General features: G+C 44.2%; 11 protein-coding genes. 5 read left to right on the top strand and 6 right to left on the bottom strand.

Annotated features, from left to right (window positions below):
* Window positions 1-264: 264 nt before the first annotated feature.
* The 5 genes from K4039_RS21880 to K4039_RS21860 form a co-directional block, all read right to left on the bottom strand.
* Entirely contained in the window at window positions 265-846 is a 582-nt protein-coding gene (locus tag K4039_RS21880; RefSeq protein WP_265238500.1) for a serine O-acetyltransferase, read from the bottom strand.
* Window positions 847-1,165: 319 nt separating this feature from the next.
* Window positions 1,166-2,176: a glycosyltransferase family 2 protein gene (locus tag K4039_RS21875; protein WP_265238499.1), complete on the bottom strand. Its 1,011-nt coding sequence runs from the start codon at window positions 2,174-2,176 to the stop codon at window positions 1,166-1,168.
* A gap of 244 nt (window positions 2,177-2,420) precedes the next feature.
* A complete protein-coding gene (locus K4039_RS21870) occupies window positions 2,421-3,032 on the bottom strand; it encodes a DapH/DapD/GlmU-related protein (protein ID WP_265238497.1) in 612 nt (203 codons plus the stop codon).
* Window positions 3,025-3,240: a hypothetical protein gene (locus K4039_RS21865; protein WP_265238496.1), complete on the bottom strand. Its 216-nt coding sequence runs from the start codon at window positions 3,238-3,240 to the stop codon at window positions 3,025-3,027. Before K4039_RS21865 ends, K4039_RS21870 begins: the two co-directional genes overlap by 8 nt.
* A 419-nt stretch (window positions 3,241-3,659) precedes the next feature.
* On the bottom strand, window positions 3,660-4,577 hold the full coding sequence (locus tag K4039_RS21860) for a histone deacetylase (RefSeq protein ID WP_265238495.1): 918 nt from the start codon (window positions 4,575-4,577) through the stop codon (window positions 3,660-3,662).
* Window positions 4,578-4,654: 77 nt separating this feature from the next.
* On the opposite strand from K4039_RS21860, the gene K4039_RS21855 reads away from it, so the two are divergent.
* The 4 genes from K4039_RS21855 to K4039_RS21840 all read left to right on the top strand — a co-directional run bounded on the left by K4039_RS21855 (window position 4,655) and on the right by K4039_RS21840 (window position 13,151).
* Complete coding sequence (locus K4039_RS21855) at window positions 4,655-5,179, top strand: hypothetical protein (protein ID WP_265238493.1); 525 nt, start codon at window positions 4,655-4,657, stop codon at window positions 5,177-5,179.
* A 243-nt stretch (window positions 5,180-5,422) separates the two neighbouring features.
* On the top strand, window positions 5,423-10,123 hold the full coding sequence (locus K4039_RS21850) for a response regulator (RefSeq protein ID WP_265238491.1): 4,701 nt from the start codon (window positions 5,423-5,425) through the stop codon (window positions 10,121-10,123).
* Window positions 10,089-12,116, top strand: coding sequence for an adenylate/guanylate cyclase domain-containing protein (locus K4039_RS21845; protein WP_265238489.1), 2,028 nt, complete (start codon window positions 10,089-10,091; stop codon window positions 12,114-12,116). The genes K4039_RS21850 and K4039_RS21845 overlap by 35 nt, the downstream gene beginning before the upstream one ends.
* A gap of 144 nt (window positions 12,117-12,260) precedes the next feature.
* A complete protein-coding gene (locus K4039_RS21840) occupies window positions 12,261-13,151 on the top strand; it encodes an alpha/beta fold hydrolase (RefSeq protein ID WP_265238487.1) in 891 nt (296 codons plus the stop codon).
* A gap of 400 nt (window positions 13,152-13,551) precedes the next feature.
* Here the strand turns inward: K4039_RS21840 and K4039_RS21835 are convergent, their stop codons facing one another.
* Complete coding sequence (locus tag K4039_RS21835) at window positions 13,552-14,433, bottom strand: Cof-type HAD-IIB family hydrolase (protein WP_265238485.1); 882 nt, start codon at window positions 14,431-14,433, stop codon at window positions 13,552-13,554.
* A gap of 345 nt (window positions 14,434-14,778) precedes the next feature.
* On the opposite strand from K4039_RS21835, the gene K4039_RS21830 reads away from it, so the two are divergent.
* Window positions 14,779-20,292: an ATP-binding sensor histidine kinase gene (locus K4039_RS21830; protein WP_265238483.1), complete on the top strand. Its 5,514-nt coding sequence runs from the start codon at window positions 14,779-14,781 to the stop codon at window positions 20,290-20,292.
* The last annotated feature ends 33 nt before the right edge of the window (window positions 20,293-20,325 follow it).

Below are 20,325 nucleotides of genomic sequence, written 5' to 3'. Positions count from 1 at the left end.
TATTTTAGCTGTATTGCTTGCACTTTTTGAGGATTGAAACGAGCCAACGTCTTTTGCCGTAAAGGTTTTAGCCTTTTTCAGCAAGCCCTATTTAGTTAACCGAGTTGATGTTGATGTATACAAACAATCAGTAGCGCACTCTGTTTGCAACAATCACTGCAATAGAATTCCACGATTTCGTAAAAGTATCTATCACTATAGAGGCGGTAGCTCTCTAGTTTATTGAAGTAATAGAAGAGACAGGCTACTTTTTCTGATACTAATTTAAGGATTGTTTTCGACAGGGCGGGATTTGAGAATTTTGGCCGGAATGCCAACGGCAGTTTGACCCGCAGGAACGTCTGATAAAACAACAGCATTTGCACCGATATTTACGTCGTCTCCCAGGTTGACTTTGCCGAGAATTTTTGCTCCGGCGCCGACGTTCACCCGATCGCCCAATTGAGGCGATTCTAGGGGTTTTTCCAAGTAGCGGTTCCCCAGCGTAACGCCTTGGCGGATAATGCAGTCGTCACCAAGAGTGCAATGTCCGTGAACGATGATACAGCCTTCGTGTTCAATGACGACTCGGCGGCCGAGCTTGACTGTGTAGGGCAAATCTATGCCGTAGGTGTTGCGGATTTTTCGGTAGAGCGATCGATACAGAATGCTCAACGGAGCTCGCAGTAGTTTTGGTTCTACCTGCATCCTCCAGACACCGAATCTTTGAACTGCTACGGCCCGAAATCCCGGTTTTGTCCAGTCGCGTCCGTGAGCGATCCAGTCTTCTTGAATCTGCTGCCACAATCCCAGTGCAGGGGTTTCTACTTGATTTTCACTTGCTATTAAATTTGACTCCGTTACCATAAGCTGTACTCAACATTCTGTCTGGTTTAAGTTATTACTAGATGCCACCGATCGTCAGATGTCTATCTTATTTTTCAGGGATTTTCAACCCGGTTTCTTCAATTTAAAATATTAATACTGGGTGAATTAAGCAATCTTTCGCTTGCCAGGATAAACCTAGTTTCTCTAGTTTTAATTTTTTTACCAGAAAGCATTGGCTTAAAGCCTCTCCCTTGTAGGGAGAAATTAAAAGAAGACTATTCATTACTCCAATCCTCTTCCTTCCAAGTAGAGATCGCTGTCAACTATCAACTGTCAACTATCAACTAAAAAATACCCTTTAAAAAATTTTTGAATCTTCTATCTTACCTCCCTTTAAAAATACACTATTCATTACAAAATCGGTGAGCATTTTTGGTGGGTCGCCGTCTGGCTTACCTTGAAGTACGCGGCGCACCCTCCAGGCTGCAAAGCCCGAAGCCCAGGAGACATCAGTTAATGCTGTGTAAACCAAGCCGTAGTTTTTGAGAAAGTACCTGCGCCGGGAATCAAACCAATACTGTGGCAGTCGCTTAGGGGCTTTTTTGGTGTCAGTAACACCTGAGCTTTGACCTACTAGGTGAACCACGCGACTTTCAGGTACATACCAGCAACTCCAGCCAGCTTTGTTTGCTTGTAGACAAAAGTCCATTTCTTCGCAGTACATAAAATAAGCTTCATCCATCAAGCCAATCTTTTCAAATACTTCGCGACGGACGATCATGCTGGCTCCAGCTACCCAATCAGTTTGACAGATTTCTTGGGAAATAGGAGACGCTGCGATCGAGTTTGCCAATAACTTGGATATAAAGCCCGTCCGCCAACCAAAATCTAGTTCGGTCAAGAGATTGTGAAACCGAAAAGCTGACTCCTGTGGCGTTCCGTCGGGGTCTTCCAAGCGGCTGCCGGCGATACCTGCGTCGGGATGAGTCTCCATAAAATCGACCAGGGCTTTTAAGGCTCCGGGGCGAACTACGGTGTCTGGGTTGAGCAGCAGGAAGTATGGAGGGGGATTGGTGGATTGCAGGGCGGGACGGATCAGGGCGTTGTTGCCGAAGGCAAAGCCGCCGTTGCGCTCTAGGGGCACGAAGGATGCCCATTCGCTCCAGCCGAAGGTGTCTATGGCGGCTGGTATTTGTTCGTTAGAACTGTCGCCTGAAGCGTTGTCTGCTACTGCAACCCGCATACCGGGGAGCGATCGCACTTCGCTAACTAGAGAGTGCAAGCAGTCAATGGTCAAACCAGGGGTTCGGTAGTTAACAATGACGACAAGTAGCGGATAGGGATGATTGGGCGGACTGGCATTGGACATAGGTGCAGTTGTTGGTTTAACAACTTTTTAGCTCAAGTTGTATTGATTTGGCAAGGTAGAGCGATCGCTATTTGAGGTATCGCCTACTTTTTTGATGGCTCCTACATATTTTACAAAAGCTGCCACTATTTTTCACCTCTAGTCTTGAAAAGCCTACTTTACTCTTAATAAAAACCCCAAATAACGCCAAAAAATCTTCGGAAAAAGCTTGTTATATAAGGGGTTTGAGTATTGTTGGATATGTCTATTTATTTCTATAGAAGTATGACAATCGCATTTCTGTAAGCTGGGGCTCCATTTCGGGGTCGTAGGCACCCTCCCGACTGTTAATTAAATCTGCCCACGGTAGGCTTTGAGTTTCAGCTTGCCATTTTTCCACCAAGTCTGCAACGCGGCCGATGGGTTTAGCGGGAACACCGGCAACTATATCGCCTTCTGCGACATCTTTGGTGACGACGGCACCGGCGGCGACGATCGCATTGGGGCCGATGGTGACGTTGCGGAGGACGAGGGAGTTGTAGCCGATAAATACGTTGTCACGGATGTCTATTTTGCCCACAGCATCTAGTTTGACGTTGTACGCCTGGTTAAGCATGGCGATCGAGCCGTCGTGGCCGATCAAAGTACAGGTGGAAAAGTGAACGTTGTTGCCGATGCGGACGTAGGTGGGGTCTGTAAACACCGTGCTTGGCAGAATTGTGCAATTTTCGCCGATCGAGTAAAGGTTGCCGTGAAGGCGGAGAAATTGGGTGTACTCCTCGGAACTCGGCTCGCAGAATTTGACGTAGAGGCCTCGGAACTTGCCGTAGCGCATGGCAAAGTGGCGAAGGATTTTCTGAAAGGTTGATTTAATCATTATTTTCCTGAGCCTTAGTAAATTTAAGAATATTGGCAGACATACTAACCGCTGTTGTGCCAGGAGGTAGAGCTGACAAGATGACAGCGTTGGCACCAATGTTCGTGTCATCTCCGAAAGTGATGCTGCCGATAATTTTACCACCATTGCTCAGCCATTGATTCGATCGCCCAATTGATGCCCTTCTACGCCGTGGTGGAGAGTGCAATTGTCCAAGCTTACGTATTGGCGGATCGTGCAGTCGTCGCCAACTAATAAAAATGAACGATCCTCGCGCCTTGATGTTCCAAAACTAGCTAGCGGCCGAGTTTAACAGTGTCGGGCAAGTCTCTGGTGTAGGTGTTGCGACTCTATAGCTGCTGTTGCTGGCGATCGCCAGCACTCTATTAGACATCAACCGAAACTATGTTTTTGCTTAAGCAGGACACTGGTTTCAGCTTTTTTGCGAGATTTCTATTGTTAAACTGAGCATTTTTTCTTAAATAAAACTATAATTAAATTGGCGCTAACATCTTGTATGTCGCCATCTGATAGCATTTATTTTATTTTCTTTCAACAGTTTGCGAGTTAATTAAACACGAGCATTTGCTAATTATATAGCTGTATTTACTTGTTTAGTGTTCGGGCTTAAAGTCGATACTGCCGATAAGCCTGACTTGCGGCTCGGTGCAGCAGCGAATGCCGGTAAACCAACCCCTTCGTGTCATCGGCATAGCCACCGCCAATCACGCAGGCAACGGGATAACCACCAGCCAAACAAGTAGATAAAACTTGCATTTCCCGGCGAAATAAGCCCGTATCAGTTAAAGCTAATTTTCCCAGTTTGTCTGCCTGATGAGGGTCTACTCCGGCATCATACAATACTAAATCTGGCTTGACATCCAAGAGTAAATCTGGTAAGTATTTAGCCAAGGTTTGTAAATATTCGTCGTCTTCCATACCGACAGGCAAAGCTACATCTAAATCACTCTTTTGTTTAGTGCCGGGAAAATTTACCTCGCAGTGCATCGAAAAAGTAAAAACGCTGCTGTCATCTTGGAAAATTACAGCGGTTCCATCTCCTTGGTGCACGTCTAAATCGACAATTAAGACTTTGCGAACTAAACCCATTTTTTGCAAAACGCGACAGGCGATCGCCAAATCGTTGAAAATACAAAAACCAGACCCATAATTTGGGAAAGCGTGATGAGTTCCACCGGCAGTATTGCAAGCTAAACCGCATTCTAAGGCAAGCTTGGCAGTTAGTACCGTCCCGGAGGAGGCGATACAAGTGCGGTTGACTAGGGCAGGACTCCAAGGCAGGCCAATGCGTCGCTGAGCTTTGGCATCCAGCGTCCCGTTGCAGTAAGCTTGAACGTAGGCGCGATCGTGGACTAATTGAATCCATTCTGTCCCAAACTGTTCCGGCGCGTGAAATTGCGATCGATCTGCTACCCCGTCGGCGAGTAGCATTTCGTAAAGCAGCCCGAACTTTGCCATCGGGAAGCGGTGACCGGGCGGCAGAGGTGCAACGTAATCTTCGTGGTAGATAATTGGTAAGTCCATTAAGATGATTGTAGAACGATTGAATCTCCAATTGAAAGCCTGCAATCTCAAATTTAAATTCGCTGGAGAACCTGTATATGCAACTAACAACAGTCTGGCAGTCCGGCAGCAACGAGCCCGAAAATGCTATCAACCTCGATCATATCAGTCAGTGGTGGGGAAACCTCAACGGCAAAGAAATTAGCTGGGTAGAGCGACTGATTCCACAAAGCGGTGGCTTGAGCGAAATTCACTGGCACCCCCAGCGTTTTGACGAAACATTTGTCATAGTCAATCCCGAAATTCGCGACGACACTCTCTATTGGTACAAACCTGATAGTCCGGTGGAACGAAACACAATAGTTCAGAAACTGGAACTAGACAACGTGCAACAGCAATTGTACTTTTATCCTCAATTGGAATCAGACATAGTAATTTGCATCGGAATTCCCAAAGTTAAATATCAAACACTTGAATTTAAAAATCTCGAAATCGCCTGGGGAGAAGATAATATTATGCTGCTGTGGGATGCGGAACAAGAACTTGAAATCAAAATCGCCCTCAGCCCCGAAAATATTGTTAAACTTCATAAATTATTGGCAAATAAGCTGCCAGTAATTTAAACAGTATCTTTAACAGAGGTTTTGAAACAAGTCTCAATTTCTCTGCTCTTGTTCTCTTCTCCTGCGGGAGTCCTCAGAGGCAATTTGTATTGGTAGCAGCTTAGCGGATCTGGCAAAAATATTCTTTTTGCTGAGGATTACAAAAGTTTCTTGAATAATTTGGTCTGGGATGGAATCGCTAGATTAACTAAAATATCGCAGATGCTGCTAACAGTAGAAGATGCAACAATGGCAGAATAAAAAATGCTGATCAACAAAGAAAATATCCAGATTCTAATTATTGACGATCAACCGAATAATCTCCGGTCTTTATCAAATATATTGACAAAACAGGGGTATAAAGTTCAGCGAACGATTTCGGGAGAAATGGCGGTAAATGCTAAATTTACCGTTCTTCCAGACTTGATTTTGCTAGATATTGCCATGCCCAAAATGAACGGATACGAAGTCTGCAAAAGACTGAAAGCTAACGAAAACACTCGCGAAATACCGGTGATTTTTTTGAGCGTTTTTAATGAAACTTTTCAGAAAGTCAAAGCTTTTGAAGTCGGCGGCGTTGACTACATTTCTAAGCCTTTTCAAATAGAAGAATTTTTGGTTCGGATTGAAAGTCAACTGACAATACAACAGCTCTCGAAACAATTAAAACAGCAGAATGCCGAACTGCAACGAGAGGTAGAATTTCGCAAGCGAACAGAAAAAGCACTCCGGGAAAGCCAAGGGCGGTTGCAGAAATTGGCGGTCAATATACCGGGAGTTATTTATCAATTTATTCAAAATTTGGATGGAAGTTTCAAAGTTGAATATATCAGTTATGCGGCTCGGGATATTTACGAATTTGAGATTGAAGAAATATTAAAAAATCCTAATGTATGTTTTGATCAAAATTATCCTGATGACAGACAATATCTGGAAAAACAAATTGGCGAGAGCGCTCGAACTTTAGAACCTTTTGCTTTGGAATGGCGGATTGTTACGCCGTCGGGAAAACTAAAATGGCTGCAATCTAATTCTCGACCAGAAATGCGTGATAATGGCGATATTGTTTGGTATGGGGTACTTTTTGATATCAGCGATCGCAAGCAAGCAGAAATAGAATCGGCCTCAGCTAAATCTGCTTTAGAACGGCAAGTTCAGCGAGAGTTGCTGATTGCAAAAATAACTCAAGAAATTCGATCGAGCTTGCAGCCGGAAAAAATATTTCAAACGGCTGCAACTCAAATCGGTCAGGCATTCCGCGTCAATCGCTGTTTGATTCATACTTACGTTACTAGCCCCCAAGTCGATCTTCCTCTGGCGGCTGAGTATCTCGAACCGGAGTGGGAATCAATGCGGAACGCAATTGTTCCAATTTGGGGCAATCCTCACGTCGTACAAATGATGATCCAAGACAGGGCGATCGCCTCCGACGACGTTTACTCAGAGCCTCTTTTGCAAGCTGCTAAATCGATTTGCCGCGTGGTTGGGCTGAAATCGATGCTGGCAATTCGCACTTCCTACCAAGGGATGGCAAACGGCGCTATTTGTTTGCACCAGTGCGATCGCCAACGGGAATGGACAAAAGATGAAATTGACTTGTTAGAAGCTGTGGCGAGTCAAGTCGGAATTGCGATCGCTCAAGCTCAACTGATCGATCGAGAAAAAAACCGAGTCGGGCAGCTCGATCGGCAAAATAAACAGTTGCAAGCAGAAATTCGCACCCGCGTCCGCGCCGAACAAGCTCTGCAAGAATCCGAAGCTGAATTGCGGGCGATTTTTACCGCCATGACTGACCTAGTTTTAGTCAGAAATTCAGAAGGGCGCTGCATCAAAATCGCCCCGACAGCAGCGGTCAATTTGGTAAAATTTCCCACCGAAATGATCGGCAAAACCGCCCACGAAATCTTACCGGAACCTGCGGCAGATTTGGTATTAAATACCATCCAACAAGTTCTCAAAACGAAGCAAAGCATCAATATTGAATATAGCTATAGACACGGAGAGCGCGAAGTTTGGCTAGACGCTAAAGTTTCTGTGCTTTCGCAAGACTCAGTGATTGTGGTAGCGCGAGATATTAGCGATCGCAAACAAACAGAATCTGCACTCCGAGAAAGCCAGCACTTCATTCAGGCGATCGCCGATTCCAATCCCAACCTATTGTACGTTTACGATTTAATTGAACAGCGAAATGTTTACTGCAACCGACAAATGGCTGCGATGCTGGGCTACACGCCTCAAGAAATACTAGATATGGGTACAACAATGATGCCAACATTGCTCAATCCCGAAGATTTACCAGACTTTCTTGAGCGCGTTCAACAAGTAGAGCAAGCCAAAGATGGCGATGTTATTCAATGTCAATACCGTATGAAACACAAAAACGGTGAATGGCGGTGGATACACAGTTGGGATACAGTATTTATCAGAACCACTGACGGTAAACCCAAACAAATTCTAGGCACGGCTAATGACTTCACAGACCGCAAATTAGCAGTCGAAAAACTGCTCGCATCGCAGCAAAGAATCTCATTTTTATTGCAGCAAACGCCGATCGCAGTGATCGAGTTAAACCTAAATTTAGAAATTATCACTTGGAATCCGGCGGCGGAAGCTATTTTTGGCTACAGCGAGTCCGAAGCCAAAGGGAGAGTCGCCGCCGATTTGATCGTACCTGAAAGCTACCGCGAGCAAGGAGCTGAGATTTTCAATCGTGGCTTGAGGGAGAAATCCAGCCCCATTTCCGAAAATCTGACCAAAGACGGCAGAATTATCATCTGCCAGTGGTACAATACTCAATTAATTGACGAGAAAGACAGAGCGATCGGCATCGCTTTAATGGCTGTAGATATTACCGAACGCCAGCAAGCACAAACTGAACTGCAAGAAAGTGCTTTGCGACAAAGAGCGATCGCCCGAATCATTGAAAGAATGCGCCAGACATTAGATCTCCGAGAAATTTTTCAAACTACAACCCGAGAATTGCGTCAAACCATGAAATGCGATCGAGTCGCTCTTTACCGTTTCAATCCTGACTGGAGCGGCGAATTTGTAGCCGAATCCGTTGACAGCAAGTGGGCTTCTTTCATGCAAGCACAACAGCTCGATTCTAACTATACAGAAAGTGCCTTAGAAAACGAAAACTGCCTCGTCAAAAGATTCGATAGCACCTCCCAAAAAGTATGCGATACCTATTTGCAAAACACTGCTGGCGGGGCATACAGCCGAGAGAAAACTTACCTTTGCGTCCCAGACATTTACAAGCAAGGATTCAATAGTTGTTACATCCAACTCTTAGAAAGATTTCAATCCAGAGCCTACATTACCGTGCCAATTTTCTGCGGCGAAAAACTCTGGGGACTTCTAGCATCCTATCAAAATTCAGCTCCCCGCCAGTGGAGCGAAGCTGAAATAAACGTTGCAGTTCATGTCGGCACTCAGCTAGGAGTAGCATTGCAGCAAGCAGAATTGCTCGCCCACACTCAAAGACAGTCAATGGAACTACTGAAATCTAAAGAAAATGCCGAAGTTGCCAACCGCGCCAAAAGCCAATTTCTCGCTTCCATGAGCCACGAACTCCGCACGCCTCTCAATGCCATTCTCGGTTTTTCGCAAGTCATGGCTCGCAACAGTTCCATCACGCAAGAACAAAAAGAATACATAGCAATTATTAACCGCAGCGGCGAACATTTACTGGAACTGATCAATGATGTTTTGTCAATGTCCAAAATAGAAGCCGGTCAAATTACTATCAATCAAAGCCGCTTCAATCTCTACAACCTTCTCAGCAGTCTCAGAGAAATGCTGCAACTAAAAGCCAACTCAAAAGGGTTGCGCCTCATCTTTGAAAATATCGGTGATTTGCCACAGTACATTGAAACAGACGAATCGAAATTGCGGCAAGTTTTAATTAACCTGCTCGGCAATGCAATTAAATTTACTCAACAGGGAACCGTTACTTTGTGCGTTAGCAGCCAAGTAGAAAATAACGCCGCAGGACAAGAAGAAGCCCAGTTGCATTTTGAAATTGCCGACACTGGTCCCGGCATTTCTCCATCTGAAGTTATTACCTTATTCCAGCCATTTGTGCAAACCGAAACAGGTCGTAAATCAATGCAGGGAACCGGGCTAGGATTGCCGATTAGTCAACGGTTTGTCAAGATTATGGGAGGTAATATTGCTGTTGAAAGTCAACTCGATCGAGGCACAATTTTTACTTTTAATATCCGCGTTAACGTCGTAACAGAAAGTGACGAACAAGAAAAATCGGCGGTTCAACAAGTTATTGCTTTAGAAGCCGGACAGCAAACCTATAGGATATTAATAGTTGAAGATGTAGCGGAAAATCGCCAACTGCTGTTTAAGCTCCTCGTACCGCTGGGATTTGAAGTCCGCGAAGCAACTAACGGTAAAGAAGGAGTTGCTTTGCAGTCTACTTGGAAGCCGCACCTGATTTTGATGGATATGCTAATGCCAGTTATGGACGGCTACGAAGCTACAAAACAGATCAAGCAAACTCCCGAAGGTAGAGAAATCATAATTATTGCCCTGACTGCTAGTGCTTTTGACGAGCAGCGACAAATAATTTTGTCTGCTGGTTGTGACGATTTGATCTGTAAACCGTTTCGGGAAGAGGTACTATTTGAAAAGATAGCGCATCACCTGAATCTGCGTTATATTTATGAGGAAGAAAGCTCATCTATTTCTGATTCAGCACCGAGACTGCTTCAAAGTTTGACCACCGAGGATTTGAGTGTAATGCCCGCAGACTGGGTGGTCGATTTATACCAAGCAGCACTTTGCGTTGATGACAACCGCATCCTGCAACTGATCGCGCAAATTCCCGAAAATGAGGCAAATCTTGCTAATGCTTTAACAGATTTAGTCGATAATTTTCGGATAGATATCATTATAGATTTAACTCAATTATATTATGATGAACGACGAGCCATTACCAGCGACTCCTAGAGACATTCTGATCGTTGACGATATGCCGGACAACTTGCGACTTCTATCGACTATGCTAGAAGCCTACGGCTATCAAGTCAGGAAGGCTATTAACGGAAAACTGGCTCTGCAAGCAGCAAAAATGTCTCCTCCAGATTTAATTTTACTAGATATTAATATGCCGCAAATGAACGGCTATGAAGTTTGTGAAAATTTAAAAAAAATTGAAAAGACTAAAGATATTCCGGTGATTTTTATTAGTGCGCTAGATGATGTGATGGAAAAAGTTAAGGCTTTTCAAGTAGGAGGAGTAGATTATATTACTAAGCCGTTTCAAGTAGAAGAAGTTTTGGCCCGCGTGGAAAGCCAACTTTCTTTGCGTTTGCTGCAATCGAAACTGGAACAGCAAGCTAGGGAACTGCACGATCGCAATTCGAGATTGCAGGAAGAAATCGTGGAACGGCAGCGGGCACAAGAATCAATCAGGTTTTTGCTGGACACTACGCGGGCGATCGGCGAATCTGTAGATTTTAACTCAGCTTTGGAAGTAATTCTGCACCAAGTCGGCGAAACAATCGGATGGGATTTAGGAGAAGCTTGGATTCCCAATTCAAAAGGAACTGCCTTGCAATCTGCCCGGGGCTGGTATGCCAGCAGCGCGAACATGGAATCGTTCCGCACTCAAAGCGAACAACTGACATTTCCCATGAATATTGGGCTACCGGGACGAGTTTGGGCATCCAAGCAACCGGAATGGGTAGAAGATATTTCCCAGGGATACCCACTTTTTATCAGAAGTAAAATAGCACTAGATATAGGATTTAAAGCAGGTTTTGGCGTGCCGATTTTGGTAGGCGATGAAGTATTGGCAGTGCTAGTTTTCTTTAAAATTTCTCCCTGTCGGACAGACGCGCGATTTATAGACGTTTTTAATGCAGTCGGCACTCAATTAGGTTCTTTGGTTAAGCGCAAACAAGCAGAAGAATTGCTGCGGATTGCTGAAGAAAGATATCACAGCATTGTAGAAAATGCGATGGAAGGAATTTTCCAAAGCACGCCTTCAGGAGGATTTCTCAGCGCTAATCCAGCTTTGGCAAAAATGTACGGTTACGACTCGCCAGAAGCACTGATATCCGCCATTAAAAATATTTCTGAACAACTGTACGTTGACGCGGAACGCCGCCTCGAATTCGTGGCTGCTATGGATGCAAAAAATGCCGTTTCGGGGTTTGAATCTATGGTATGCTGCCAAGACGGACGGCGGATTTGGGTGTCAGAAAATGTCCGGGCAGTTCGCGATTCAAAAGGTGCGTTAATTTACTATGAGGGTACTGTTTCTGACATTACAGAGCGAAAATTAGCGCAAGAAGCGCTCAAAACTCAACAGGAAAAAAGCGAGAAGTTACTGTTAAATATTTTGCCCCAAGCAATAGCAGAACGCTTGAAGGCGGAGGAAAGTACAATTGCTGACAGTTTTGCAGAAGTCAGTGTGTTATTTGCTGATATTGTTGGCTTTACTGAGTTGTCTGCGAGAATGTCTCCCACGGAGTTGGTAAAGCGCTTGAACGTGATTTTTTCTCACTTCGACCAGTTAGCTGAACTGTACGGTGTGGAGAAAATCAAGACTATTGGTGATGCTTACATGGTAGTCGGGGGATTACCTACACCGAGAAATAATCATGCTGAGGCGATCGCCCAAATGGCCCTGGGAATGCAGGCAAAAATAGCCAAGTTGTCGGCCGAGACAGGAGAAAAACTAGCAATTCGCATCGGCATCAATTCCGGGCCGGTGGTGGCGGGAGTGATTGGTGTTAGCAAGTTTACCTATGATTTGTGGGGAGATACGGTGAATGTGGCGTCGAGGATGGAGGGTACGGGTTTTGCTGGCAGAATTCAAGTTACTGATGTTACTTATGAGCTTTTGAAAGATCAGTATTTGTTTGAGAAGCGAGGGATGATTCCGATTAAAGGTAAGGGGGATATGATGACTTATTGGTTGCTAGAAAAAAGGTAAAAATGGGCATGGGGCATGGGGCATGGGGCATTGGGTATTACAACCAATAACCAATAACCAATAACCAATAATTCATGACTACTGACTTCTGACTTCTGACTTCTGCTATCATGAAAGTAGTTAACGAAACTTTACATAATAGCCGTGACTGCACAACAATTAGTATCTGCAACAAGTTTTGAAAAGCTAATTTGGACTTGGAAAGGTCACAAAATCCAATATACCGTCCAAGGAACCGGCCGCCCTCTGGTGTTGATTCACGGCTTTGGGGCTTCGATCGGACATTGGCGGCAAAATATCCCCCCACTGGCTGCTGGTGGCTATCGCGTATTTGCGCTGGACTTGTTGGGATTCGGGGCTTCTGGCAAACCAGCCCTCGATTATACTCTGGAATTGTGGGAAGAATTGCTGACAGATTTCTGCGCGGAGTTGGTACAGGAACCGGCGGTATTTGTCGGGAATTCGATCGGCGCATTGCTAAGTTTGATGGTAGTCGCCAACCATCCAGAAATATCAGCCGGCGGTGTCTTAATCAACTGTGCCGGCGGACTCAACCATCGACCCGAAGAACTTAGTTTTCCGTTGGGATTAGTCATGGGGACTTTTGCTAAATTAGTTCGATCGCCTATCATCGGCCCATTTGTCTTCAATAACATCCGCCAAAAACACCGCATCCGCAACACCCTGCGCCAAGTCTACGGGAACCGCGAAGCCATCACCGACGAACTGGTAGAACTCCTCCACGCACCCTCCTGCGAACCCGGAGCTCAACAAGTTTTTGCCTCAATTCTCACGGCCCCAGCAGGCCCTCAACCGTCAGAATTGCTGCCAAAAGTCGATCGCCCGTTACTGGTACTTTGGGGCGCAGACGACCCCTGGACGCCCATTACCGGCAGCCAGATTTACCAAGAATTGGCCGCCAACGGTAAACCCGTGAAATTTGTTTCGATTCCCAACACGGGCCACTGTCCTCACGATGAGCGGCCCAAAGAGGTCAATACTCTGATTTTGGACTGGATGCGAGAATTTAACTAAAATTTTTTGGCGGAATGCAAGGTTTGGGCGATCGAGCAAAACCCTTGCATTGCAAAGGTTCTACCTCGTTTCACCGCACCGGTAGCGGACTCAAAAAAAAACTTTCGTTAAAAGTGTTGACAGATTCCACCGAGTTAGCTATATTGATGGACGTGTGAGGAGCGAACCAGAGAAAGCACCGAGACGAAACACGGCCAGTCGTCGGTGCTTTTTCTGTGGAAAGGCATTTTTAAAATCTGAATTATACTGTGGCGCGAGATAACAGGCAAGATGCCTGTTCCACAATTCTGATATCAATGGAGAGCAGATCACAGGCAAGATGCCTGTTCTACAATTGATCACAGGCAAGATGGCTGTTCTACAATTGATCACAGGCAAGATGCCTGTTCTACAAGCAAGATCAACGATCGCCCAAAACAAATTGTTCGATCGCCAACGCCACTCCATCTTCCTCCACATCCGGCGCCACCCAATTAGCAACAGCCTTCACGCCATCAGGAGCATTCCCCATCGCCACGCCCACACCCGCGTAAGCAATCATTTCTAGATCGTTAAAATTATCGCCGATCGCCATCACATTCGCGGCCTGCAAACCCAAAAGTTCCTCCGCCAAATACTGCACCGCATCTCCCTTATTCGCCGAAGGATGCGTCGCTTCAAAAAAAGTAGCAACCGAGCGAGTTAAATAAAGCTCCGCAGGTGTGTATCGCTCCCGCATACTGATCAGTAACCCGTCTAGTACCTCCGGATTCTGGCACAAAGCCAAGACTTTCGTCGGTTCCCCCGGAATATCTCGCCGCAAATCTTTAATCACAATTGGTTCAATGCCCGATCGTTCCGCATAAAGTCGGGTAGCTGTGGTAATTTCCGGCACATAAAGTTTGTCGTCAATGTAGAAATGGATCGACAGGAGCGATCGTAATTCCGGTGCTTCAAAATGCTCTAACAGTTGCAAAGCCCTTTGTTTCGACAGCGGCAAGTGACGCAGCCGCTTTTGAGTCGCCATGTCTTGAATCCACGCGCCCTGGTAGCAAATCAGCGGCAAAGTTGAGCCGATGTCGCGATGAAAACGCAAAGCCGACTGGTACATCCTGCCCGTAGCCACAGCCACTTTCACGCCCCGCGACTGGGCTGCTAAAATTGCCTGCTTGACTGGTTCTCGGATCTCATTGGACAAACCTGCGATCGTGCCGTCGATATCCAGTACCAGTAGTTTAATCTCTGCGGTGCCAAAAGGGCGATCGGTCGCAGTAGCTGGATTTGAGGCAGTTATATTCTGCATGATTGTTTTAAGATTTTACCTGTTGATTTGCACGCACCAGTTTATTTTGCCACTGCCGGGATAGCAAAATGCAGCTTTTGATTTTTTGAATACAATATAGATAACTCAGTCAACGCCAAAAAAGTATTGAGGATGAGCCTGTAGGGGCGAGTGCCGGCTAATATCACAAGATACAAGCGACTAGACTGCTACAAAACCCGCCCTTCCCATCTAATGTTTATTTGTAACCACTTACTTAATATCCATAATAGCAGCCAGTTTACTGCCGTAAAAATCGCCCTCAACCTGCATTTTTTATTTCCACTTACTTAATAACTGTACCTTTCAAGTCATTCTCAAAACAGCATGATTACCATTCCAGGATACCGCATTGACACAGAACTTTATACAAACCCTCACACAGTTATTTATCGAGGAATACAGCTTGATGAACAAAAACCCGTTATCCTCAAAACTCTCACGCCAACCTACCCTACCCCAGCGCAAATAGCCCAACTCCTGCACGAATCCGAAATCCTTAAAAATTTGAATTTGCCAGGAATAGTCAAGCTTTATAAACTCGAAAAATACAATCACTTTCCTGTTTTAATTTTAGAAGATTTTGGCGGCATTTCCCTAAAACAATTTCTCAACAACAACCAGCTAGAGTTACAACAATTTCTGCAAATTGGCAGAAAACTAGCGGAAACTATCGGACAACTCCACGAACACCACATCATCCACAAAGATATTAAACCCAGTAATATTATTGTCAATATTCAAACGGGGGATGTCAAAATTGCTGATTTTGCGATCGCCTCCCTGCTACCAGGCGAAAACCCAGCCCTCAGCTATCCCCATTTACTCGAAGGAACCTTCGCCTATATGTCTCCTGAGCAAACGGGACGCATGAATCGGGCGATCGACTACCGCACAGATTTTTATTCTTTAGGCGTCACATTTTATGAAATGCTCTGCGGCGAATTGCCTTTTAATGCCACAGATCCGATGGAATTAGTCCACTGCCATATTGCTAAAATACCCGTTTCTCCTGGCGCAAATAGAAAGCAGAAAGTCAAAGCCAGAATCAATCAAACAGAAAGCGAGGAGATTCCTCAAGCCGTTTCCGATATCGTGATGAAACTATTAGCAAAAACCGCCGAAGACAGGTATCAAAGTGCTTTCGGACTTTTGTACGATTTAGAAAATTGTCTCGCTCAACTCCAAACAACCGGCGAAATTTCTCACATCACCATCGGCGAGCAAGATCGATCGAGTCACCTGCAAATTTCCCAAAAACTTTACGGGCGAGAAGCCGAAGTTAATCTGCTACTAAATAAATTCGATCGCATGAAGCGGGGGAATACAGAAATCCTGCTCATTTCCGGTTCTGCCGGTTTGGGCAAATCGTCGCTCGTCTATGAAATTTACCAACCCATCATGCGGGAAAACGGGTATTTTATTGACAGCAAATTTGAGCAATTTAAGCGCGATATTCCCTACGCTTTTTTGCTCCAAGCTTTTCAAGACTTGTTGCGGCCAATCCTCACAGAAACTGCCGCCCAAGTCCAAGTTTGGAGACAAAAAATCTTAAATGCTCTCGGCGGCAATTGCCAAGTAATTATTGAAGTTATTCCAGAAGTAGAACTAATTGTCGGGCCGCAGCCCCCAGTCCCAGATTTAGGAGCAAATGAATCTCAAAATCGCTTTAATTTAGTATTTCAAAACTTCATCCGTATCTTTACCAAAAAAGCACACCCGCTGGTAATTTTCCTCGATGACTTGCAGTGGATAGACTCAGCATCACTCAAATTAATCCAACTGCTAGCAACTGATTTAGAAAGTCAATACTTGTTAATCATTGGAGCCTATCGAGAACAGGAAGTAGATGCAAATCATCCCGTAATGCTGACGGTGGCAGCAATTAGCAAAGCAGGAGGGACTGTAAGTGCGATCGAACTTTCGCCTTTAGATATTAACAGCGTCAATCAATTCGTTGCAGATACTCTAAACTGCGCCCCAGAAAATTCGCTAACTTTAGCAGAATTGCTGTTTCAAAAAACAGGAGGAAATCCATTTTTTTTAACTCAATTACTGAAGTCTCTTTACTCAAAAAAATTGCTAAAATTTAAATTTGCACCTGCCCACAATTCTATCTGTGGAGCAGAAACTAACATTTCTGACTTGACCCAAAACAATGCCTATCCAGTTGTGAAAAACTGCAAAATTACAGGCGAGTGGCAGTGGGATATCGACCAAATACAAGAAATAGGAATAACTGACAATGTTGTAGAATTAATGATAGACAACATTCAGAAACTTTCAGAAAATACGCAAGAGCTGCTCAAATTAGCCGCTTGTATAGGCAACAAATTTGATTTAGGAATTCTCTCCAAAATCAGCGAACAACCTCTGGCTTCCGCAGCAACAGACCTCTGGGAAGCACTTCAGTCCGGTCTAATTTTGCCAGTGAATAACGCTTACAAAATTCCGATCGCACTAGCAGCAAGCACAGAAGTAACAGACCAAATATCTAGACACTTTACAGATGAATTTTCCCTACCAGTTGCTGATGCTGCTAGGGCGACTTATAAATTTTTGCACGAACGAGTTCAGCAAGCAGCTTACGCTTTAACATCCGAATCTAAGAAACAAGAAACTCATCTAAACATCGGTAGATTTCTGCTAGAAAACGCGCCTCCAGAGCAATTAGAAGACCATGTTTTTGATACAGTAAACCAACTAAATGCAGCCAGAAGAATTATCAACAGTGAATTAGAAAAATTTCAATTATGCCAATTAAATTTAATTGCAGGCCGCAAAGCAAAAGCCAGTGCAGCTTACGAACTCGCCGTTAAATATTTAACCGCAGGTATTGAATTGCTTCCCATGCAAAGTTGGCAAACCGACTACGACTTGACTCTTGCACTCTACGAGTCAGCCGCCGAAGCAGCTTACCTCAATACCGATTTTGAACAAATGGAAAAATGGGCAGAAATTGTCCTGGAACACGCCACCAATGAACTAGACAAAATCAAAGTTTTTGAAATCAGAATCACAGCTTGTGCGATGCAAACCAAACTGCACGAAGCGGTAACAATTGGTCGGGAAGCACTCACAATGTTAGAAATAAACTTTCCAGAATCGCCGATTCCCCTCCACATTCAGCAAGCACTTACGAAAACCACAGCTTATTTAACCGGAAAAAAGATAGAAGATTTAATAGACTTGCCGATGATGACCAATCCGCGTAAATTGGCAACTATGCGCGTGCTTTCCAGTATGTTGTCAGCTACGTTGATAGTTGAACCAGTGCTGCTGCCGCTGATTGTCTGCGAGCAAGTTAATTTATCGATTAATTACGGAAATTCTGCTTTTTCTGCCTTCGGTTATGCTAATTACGGAGCAATCTTAAAAGGAATAGTTAGAGATATTGAATCTGGCGAGCGATTTGGTCAATTAGCCTTGAATTTGATCGATCGACTAAATGCTTTAGAATTCAAAAGCAAGACGCTTAATTTAGTTGCCTTTATTTTGATGCACGGCAAGCATCACGTTAAAGATACTTTACCGCTGTTAGAAGAAGCCTATCAAAGCGCGCTAGAAAATGGTGATTTAGAATCAGTTGGATATGCTGCTGTAAATATTTGTCAGTCTTTGTACTTCATCGGTGAAGAATTGCCACAACTGGAACGGAAAATGGTAAATTACAACCATCTGCTGTTTCAACTCAAGCAAGAAACGGTATTGACTTGGAATCAAATATATCGACAAACAGTTTGGCAATTGATGGGGGAAATGGAAATTCCAGACATTTTGTTAGGTAAAGCTTACAGCGAAGAAACATTATTACCGCTGCTGTTGAAAATTAACGATCGGGTGGGTCTCCAGCACTTTTATTTGCAAAAATTAATAATAGCTTATTTATTTGGTAATGTCGATCTAGCGTTAGAAAATGCAGCGCAAGCCGAAGTTTATTTAGACGGAGTTGTAGGCTTTATTAATGTTCCTGAATACCATTTTTACGATGCTCTCGCCCGACTCGCAGCATATCCATCTGCAACAAAAGAGGAACAAGAAGGGCATCTTTTTTGTGCAACCACTAACCTGAAAAAACTGCAAAAAAAAGCGCTTTCTGCCCCGATGAATCTTCAGCATAGATGCGATTTAATTGTCGCAGAAAAAGCACGAATTTTGGGCAATATTGTCAAAGCAATGGAATATTACGACTTCGCAATTGAAGGAGCAGAAGAAAACGGATACATACAGGTACAAGCACTCGCAGCAGAACTAGCAGGAGCATTTTATCTATCCATAGGACGAGCAAAAATTGCTAAAACTTACTTGACAGAAGCGCGTTATTGCTATCAATGCTGGGGAGCGAAAGCGAAAGCAGCGCATTTAGAATCAAAATACTCGAACTTACTAACTTCAGCCTCGATTTCAACTAATATCGAAATTCACAAATCTACTAGCAGCGCTTGCACTACGAGCGACAGTGCAGGCGTGCTAGACTTGACAACAGCAGTCAAAGCATCGCAAACTTTGGCCGGCGAAATAGTTCTAGACAAACTGCTGGCAAAACTGATGAAAATTGTGATTGAAAATGCTGGAGGGCAAAGAGGTTTTTTGATACTAGAAAAATCTGGCAAATGGGTGATTGAAGCATCAGGATATGTGGATGCTGATCACGTTTCTGTTATGCAATCAATTCCCATTGATTTTGTAGAAGAGGATGGAGAAGTAACGTTGCTGGCAGTTGCAATTGTTAACTACGTCGCCCGCACCCAGCAAAGTATTGTTTTAAACGATGCCTCCAGCGAAGGACAATTCACTCGCACACCCTATATAATTGCCGTTCAACCTAAATCAATTCTTTGCACTCCGTTAATCCATCAAGGCAAACTCAGCGGCATTTTATATTTAGAAAACAATCTAACTACAGGCGCTTTTACGCCAGACAGGTTAGAATTATTAAAACTGCTATCTTCTCAAATTTCTATTTCGATTGAAAACGCCCAACTTTACACCAATTTGCAGCAATTCAATCAAAATCTCGAAATGTTAGTACAGCAGCGTACTTCCGAGCTTTCCCAAACTTTAGAAGACCTAAAATCTGCCCAAAATAAACTGGTTGAATCGGAAAAAATGGCGGCTCTCGGAGGGTTGGTTGCAGGTGTTGCTCACGAAATCAATACTCCCATCGGCATTGGTATCACCGCCGCCTCGCTGCTGTCTGAAAAAGTCACAAAATTTTTTGATCTTTACAGCAAGGGTCAAATTAAACGATCTGAGTTAGAAAAATTCCTGGATACGACTCTGCAAAGCAGTAATATGATCTTATCCAACCTCACGCGGGCGGCTGACTTGATTCACAGTTTTAAAGAAGTGGCTGTAGATCAGTCGAGCGAGTTAAAACGCACGTTTAATGTGAAAAATTATCTAGAGGAGATTTTGACATCCTTAAGTGCCAAACTAAGAAGAACTAAGCACAAAGTAGAGATTAAGTGCGATGAAAATATTGTACTGGACAGTTATCCGGGCGTGCTGTGTCAAATTGTGACAAATCTGGTGTTGAATTCCCTAATTCACGCTTACGATGGAGAAGATGAGGGCATTATGGCTTTTGAGATCGAGCTGGAGGGCTATCGGCTAATCTTTGAATATACCGATAACGGCAAAGGAATTACCCCAGAAAATCTCAGTAAAATTTTTGAACCGTTTTTTACCACCAAAAGAGGTCAGGGCGGCACAGGATTGGGACTGCACATTATTTACAACCTGGTCACGCAAAAACTAAAAGGCACAATTAACTGCGAAAGTCAAGTAGAGAAAGGCACAAAGTTTATGATTGAATTTCCCGCTAAAATTAGCAATTAGTTATTATACTGCCAGCATTAATATAATTTAATT

Source organism: Lyngbya sp. CCAP 1446/10, from assembly GCF_026130175.1.
In the GTDB taxonomy this organism is placed as follows: Bacteria; Cyanobacteriota; Cyanobacteriia; order Cyanobacteriales; family Microcoleaceae; genus Microcoleus.
Note: the sequence above shows the minus strand (reverse complement) of the source record. Positions and strands in the feature narration are given on the sequence as shown.

Bases quoted from the DNA above. Each gene is read 5' to 3' on its own strand.
- K4039_RS21880 (WP_265238500.1), bottom strand. From the start codon at position 846: ATGGTAACGGAGTCAAATTTAATAGCAAGTGAAAATCAAGTAGAAACC.
- K4039_RS21875 (WP_265238499.1), bottom strand. From the start codon at position 2,176: ATGTCCAATGCCAGTCCGCCCAATCATCCCTATCCGCTACTTGTCGTC.
- K4039_RS21870 (WP_265238497.1), bottom strand. From the start codon at position 3,032: ATGATTAAATCAACCTTTCAGAAAATCCTTCGCCACTTTGCCATGCGC.
- K4039_RS21860 (WP_265238495.1), bottom strand. From the start codon at position 4,577: ATGGACTTACCAATTATCTACCACGAAGATTACGTTGCACCTCTGCCG.
- K4039_RS21855 (WP_265238493.1), top strand. From the start codon at position 4,655: ATGCAACTAACAACAGTCTGGCAGTCCGGCAGCAACGAGCCCGAAAAT.
- K4039_RS21850 (WP_265238491.1), top strand. From the start codon at position 5,423: ATGCTGATCAACAAAGAAAATATCCAGATTCTAATTATTGACGATCAA.
- K4039_RS21845 (WP_265238489.1), top strand. From the start codon at position 10,089: ATGATGAACGACGAGCCATTACCAGCGACTCCTAGAGACATTCTGATC.
- K4039_RS21835 (WP_265238485.1), bottom strand. From the start codon at position 14,433: ATGCAGAATATAACTGCCTCAAATCCAGCTACTGCGACCGATCGCCCT.
- K4039_RS21830 (WP_265238483.1), top strand. From the start codon at position 14,779: ATGATTACCATTCCAGGATACCGCATTGACACAGAACTTTATACAAAC.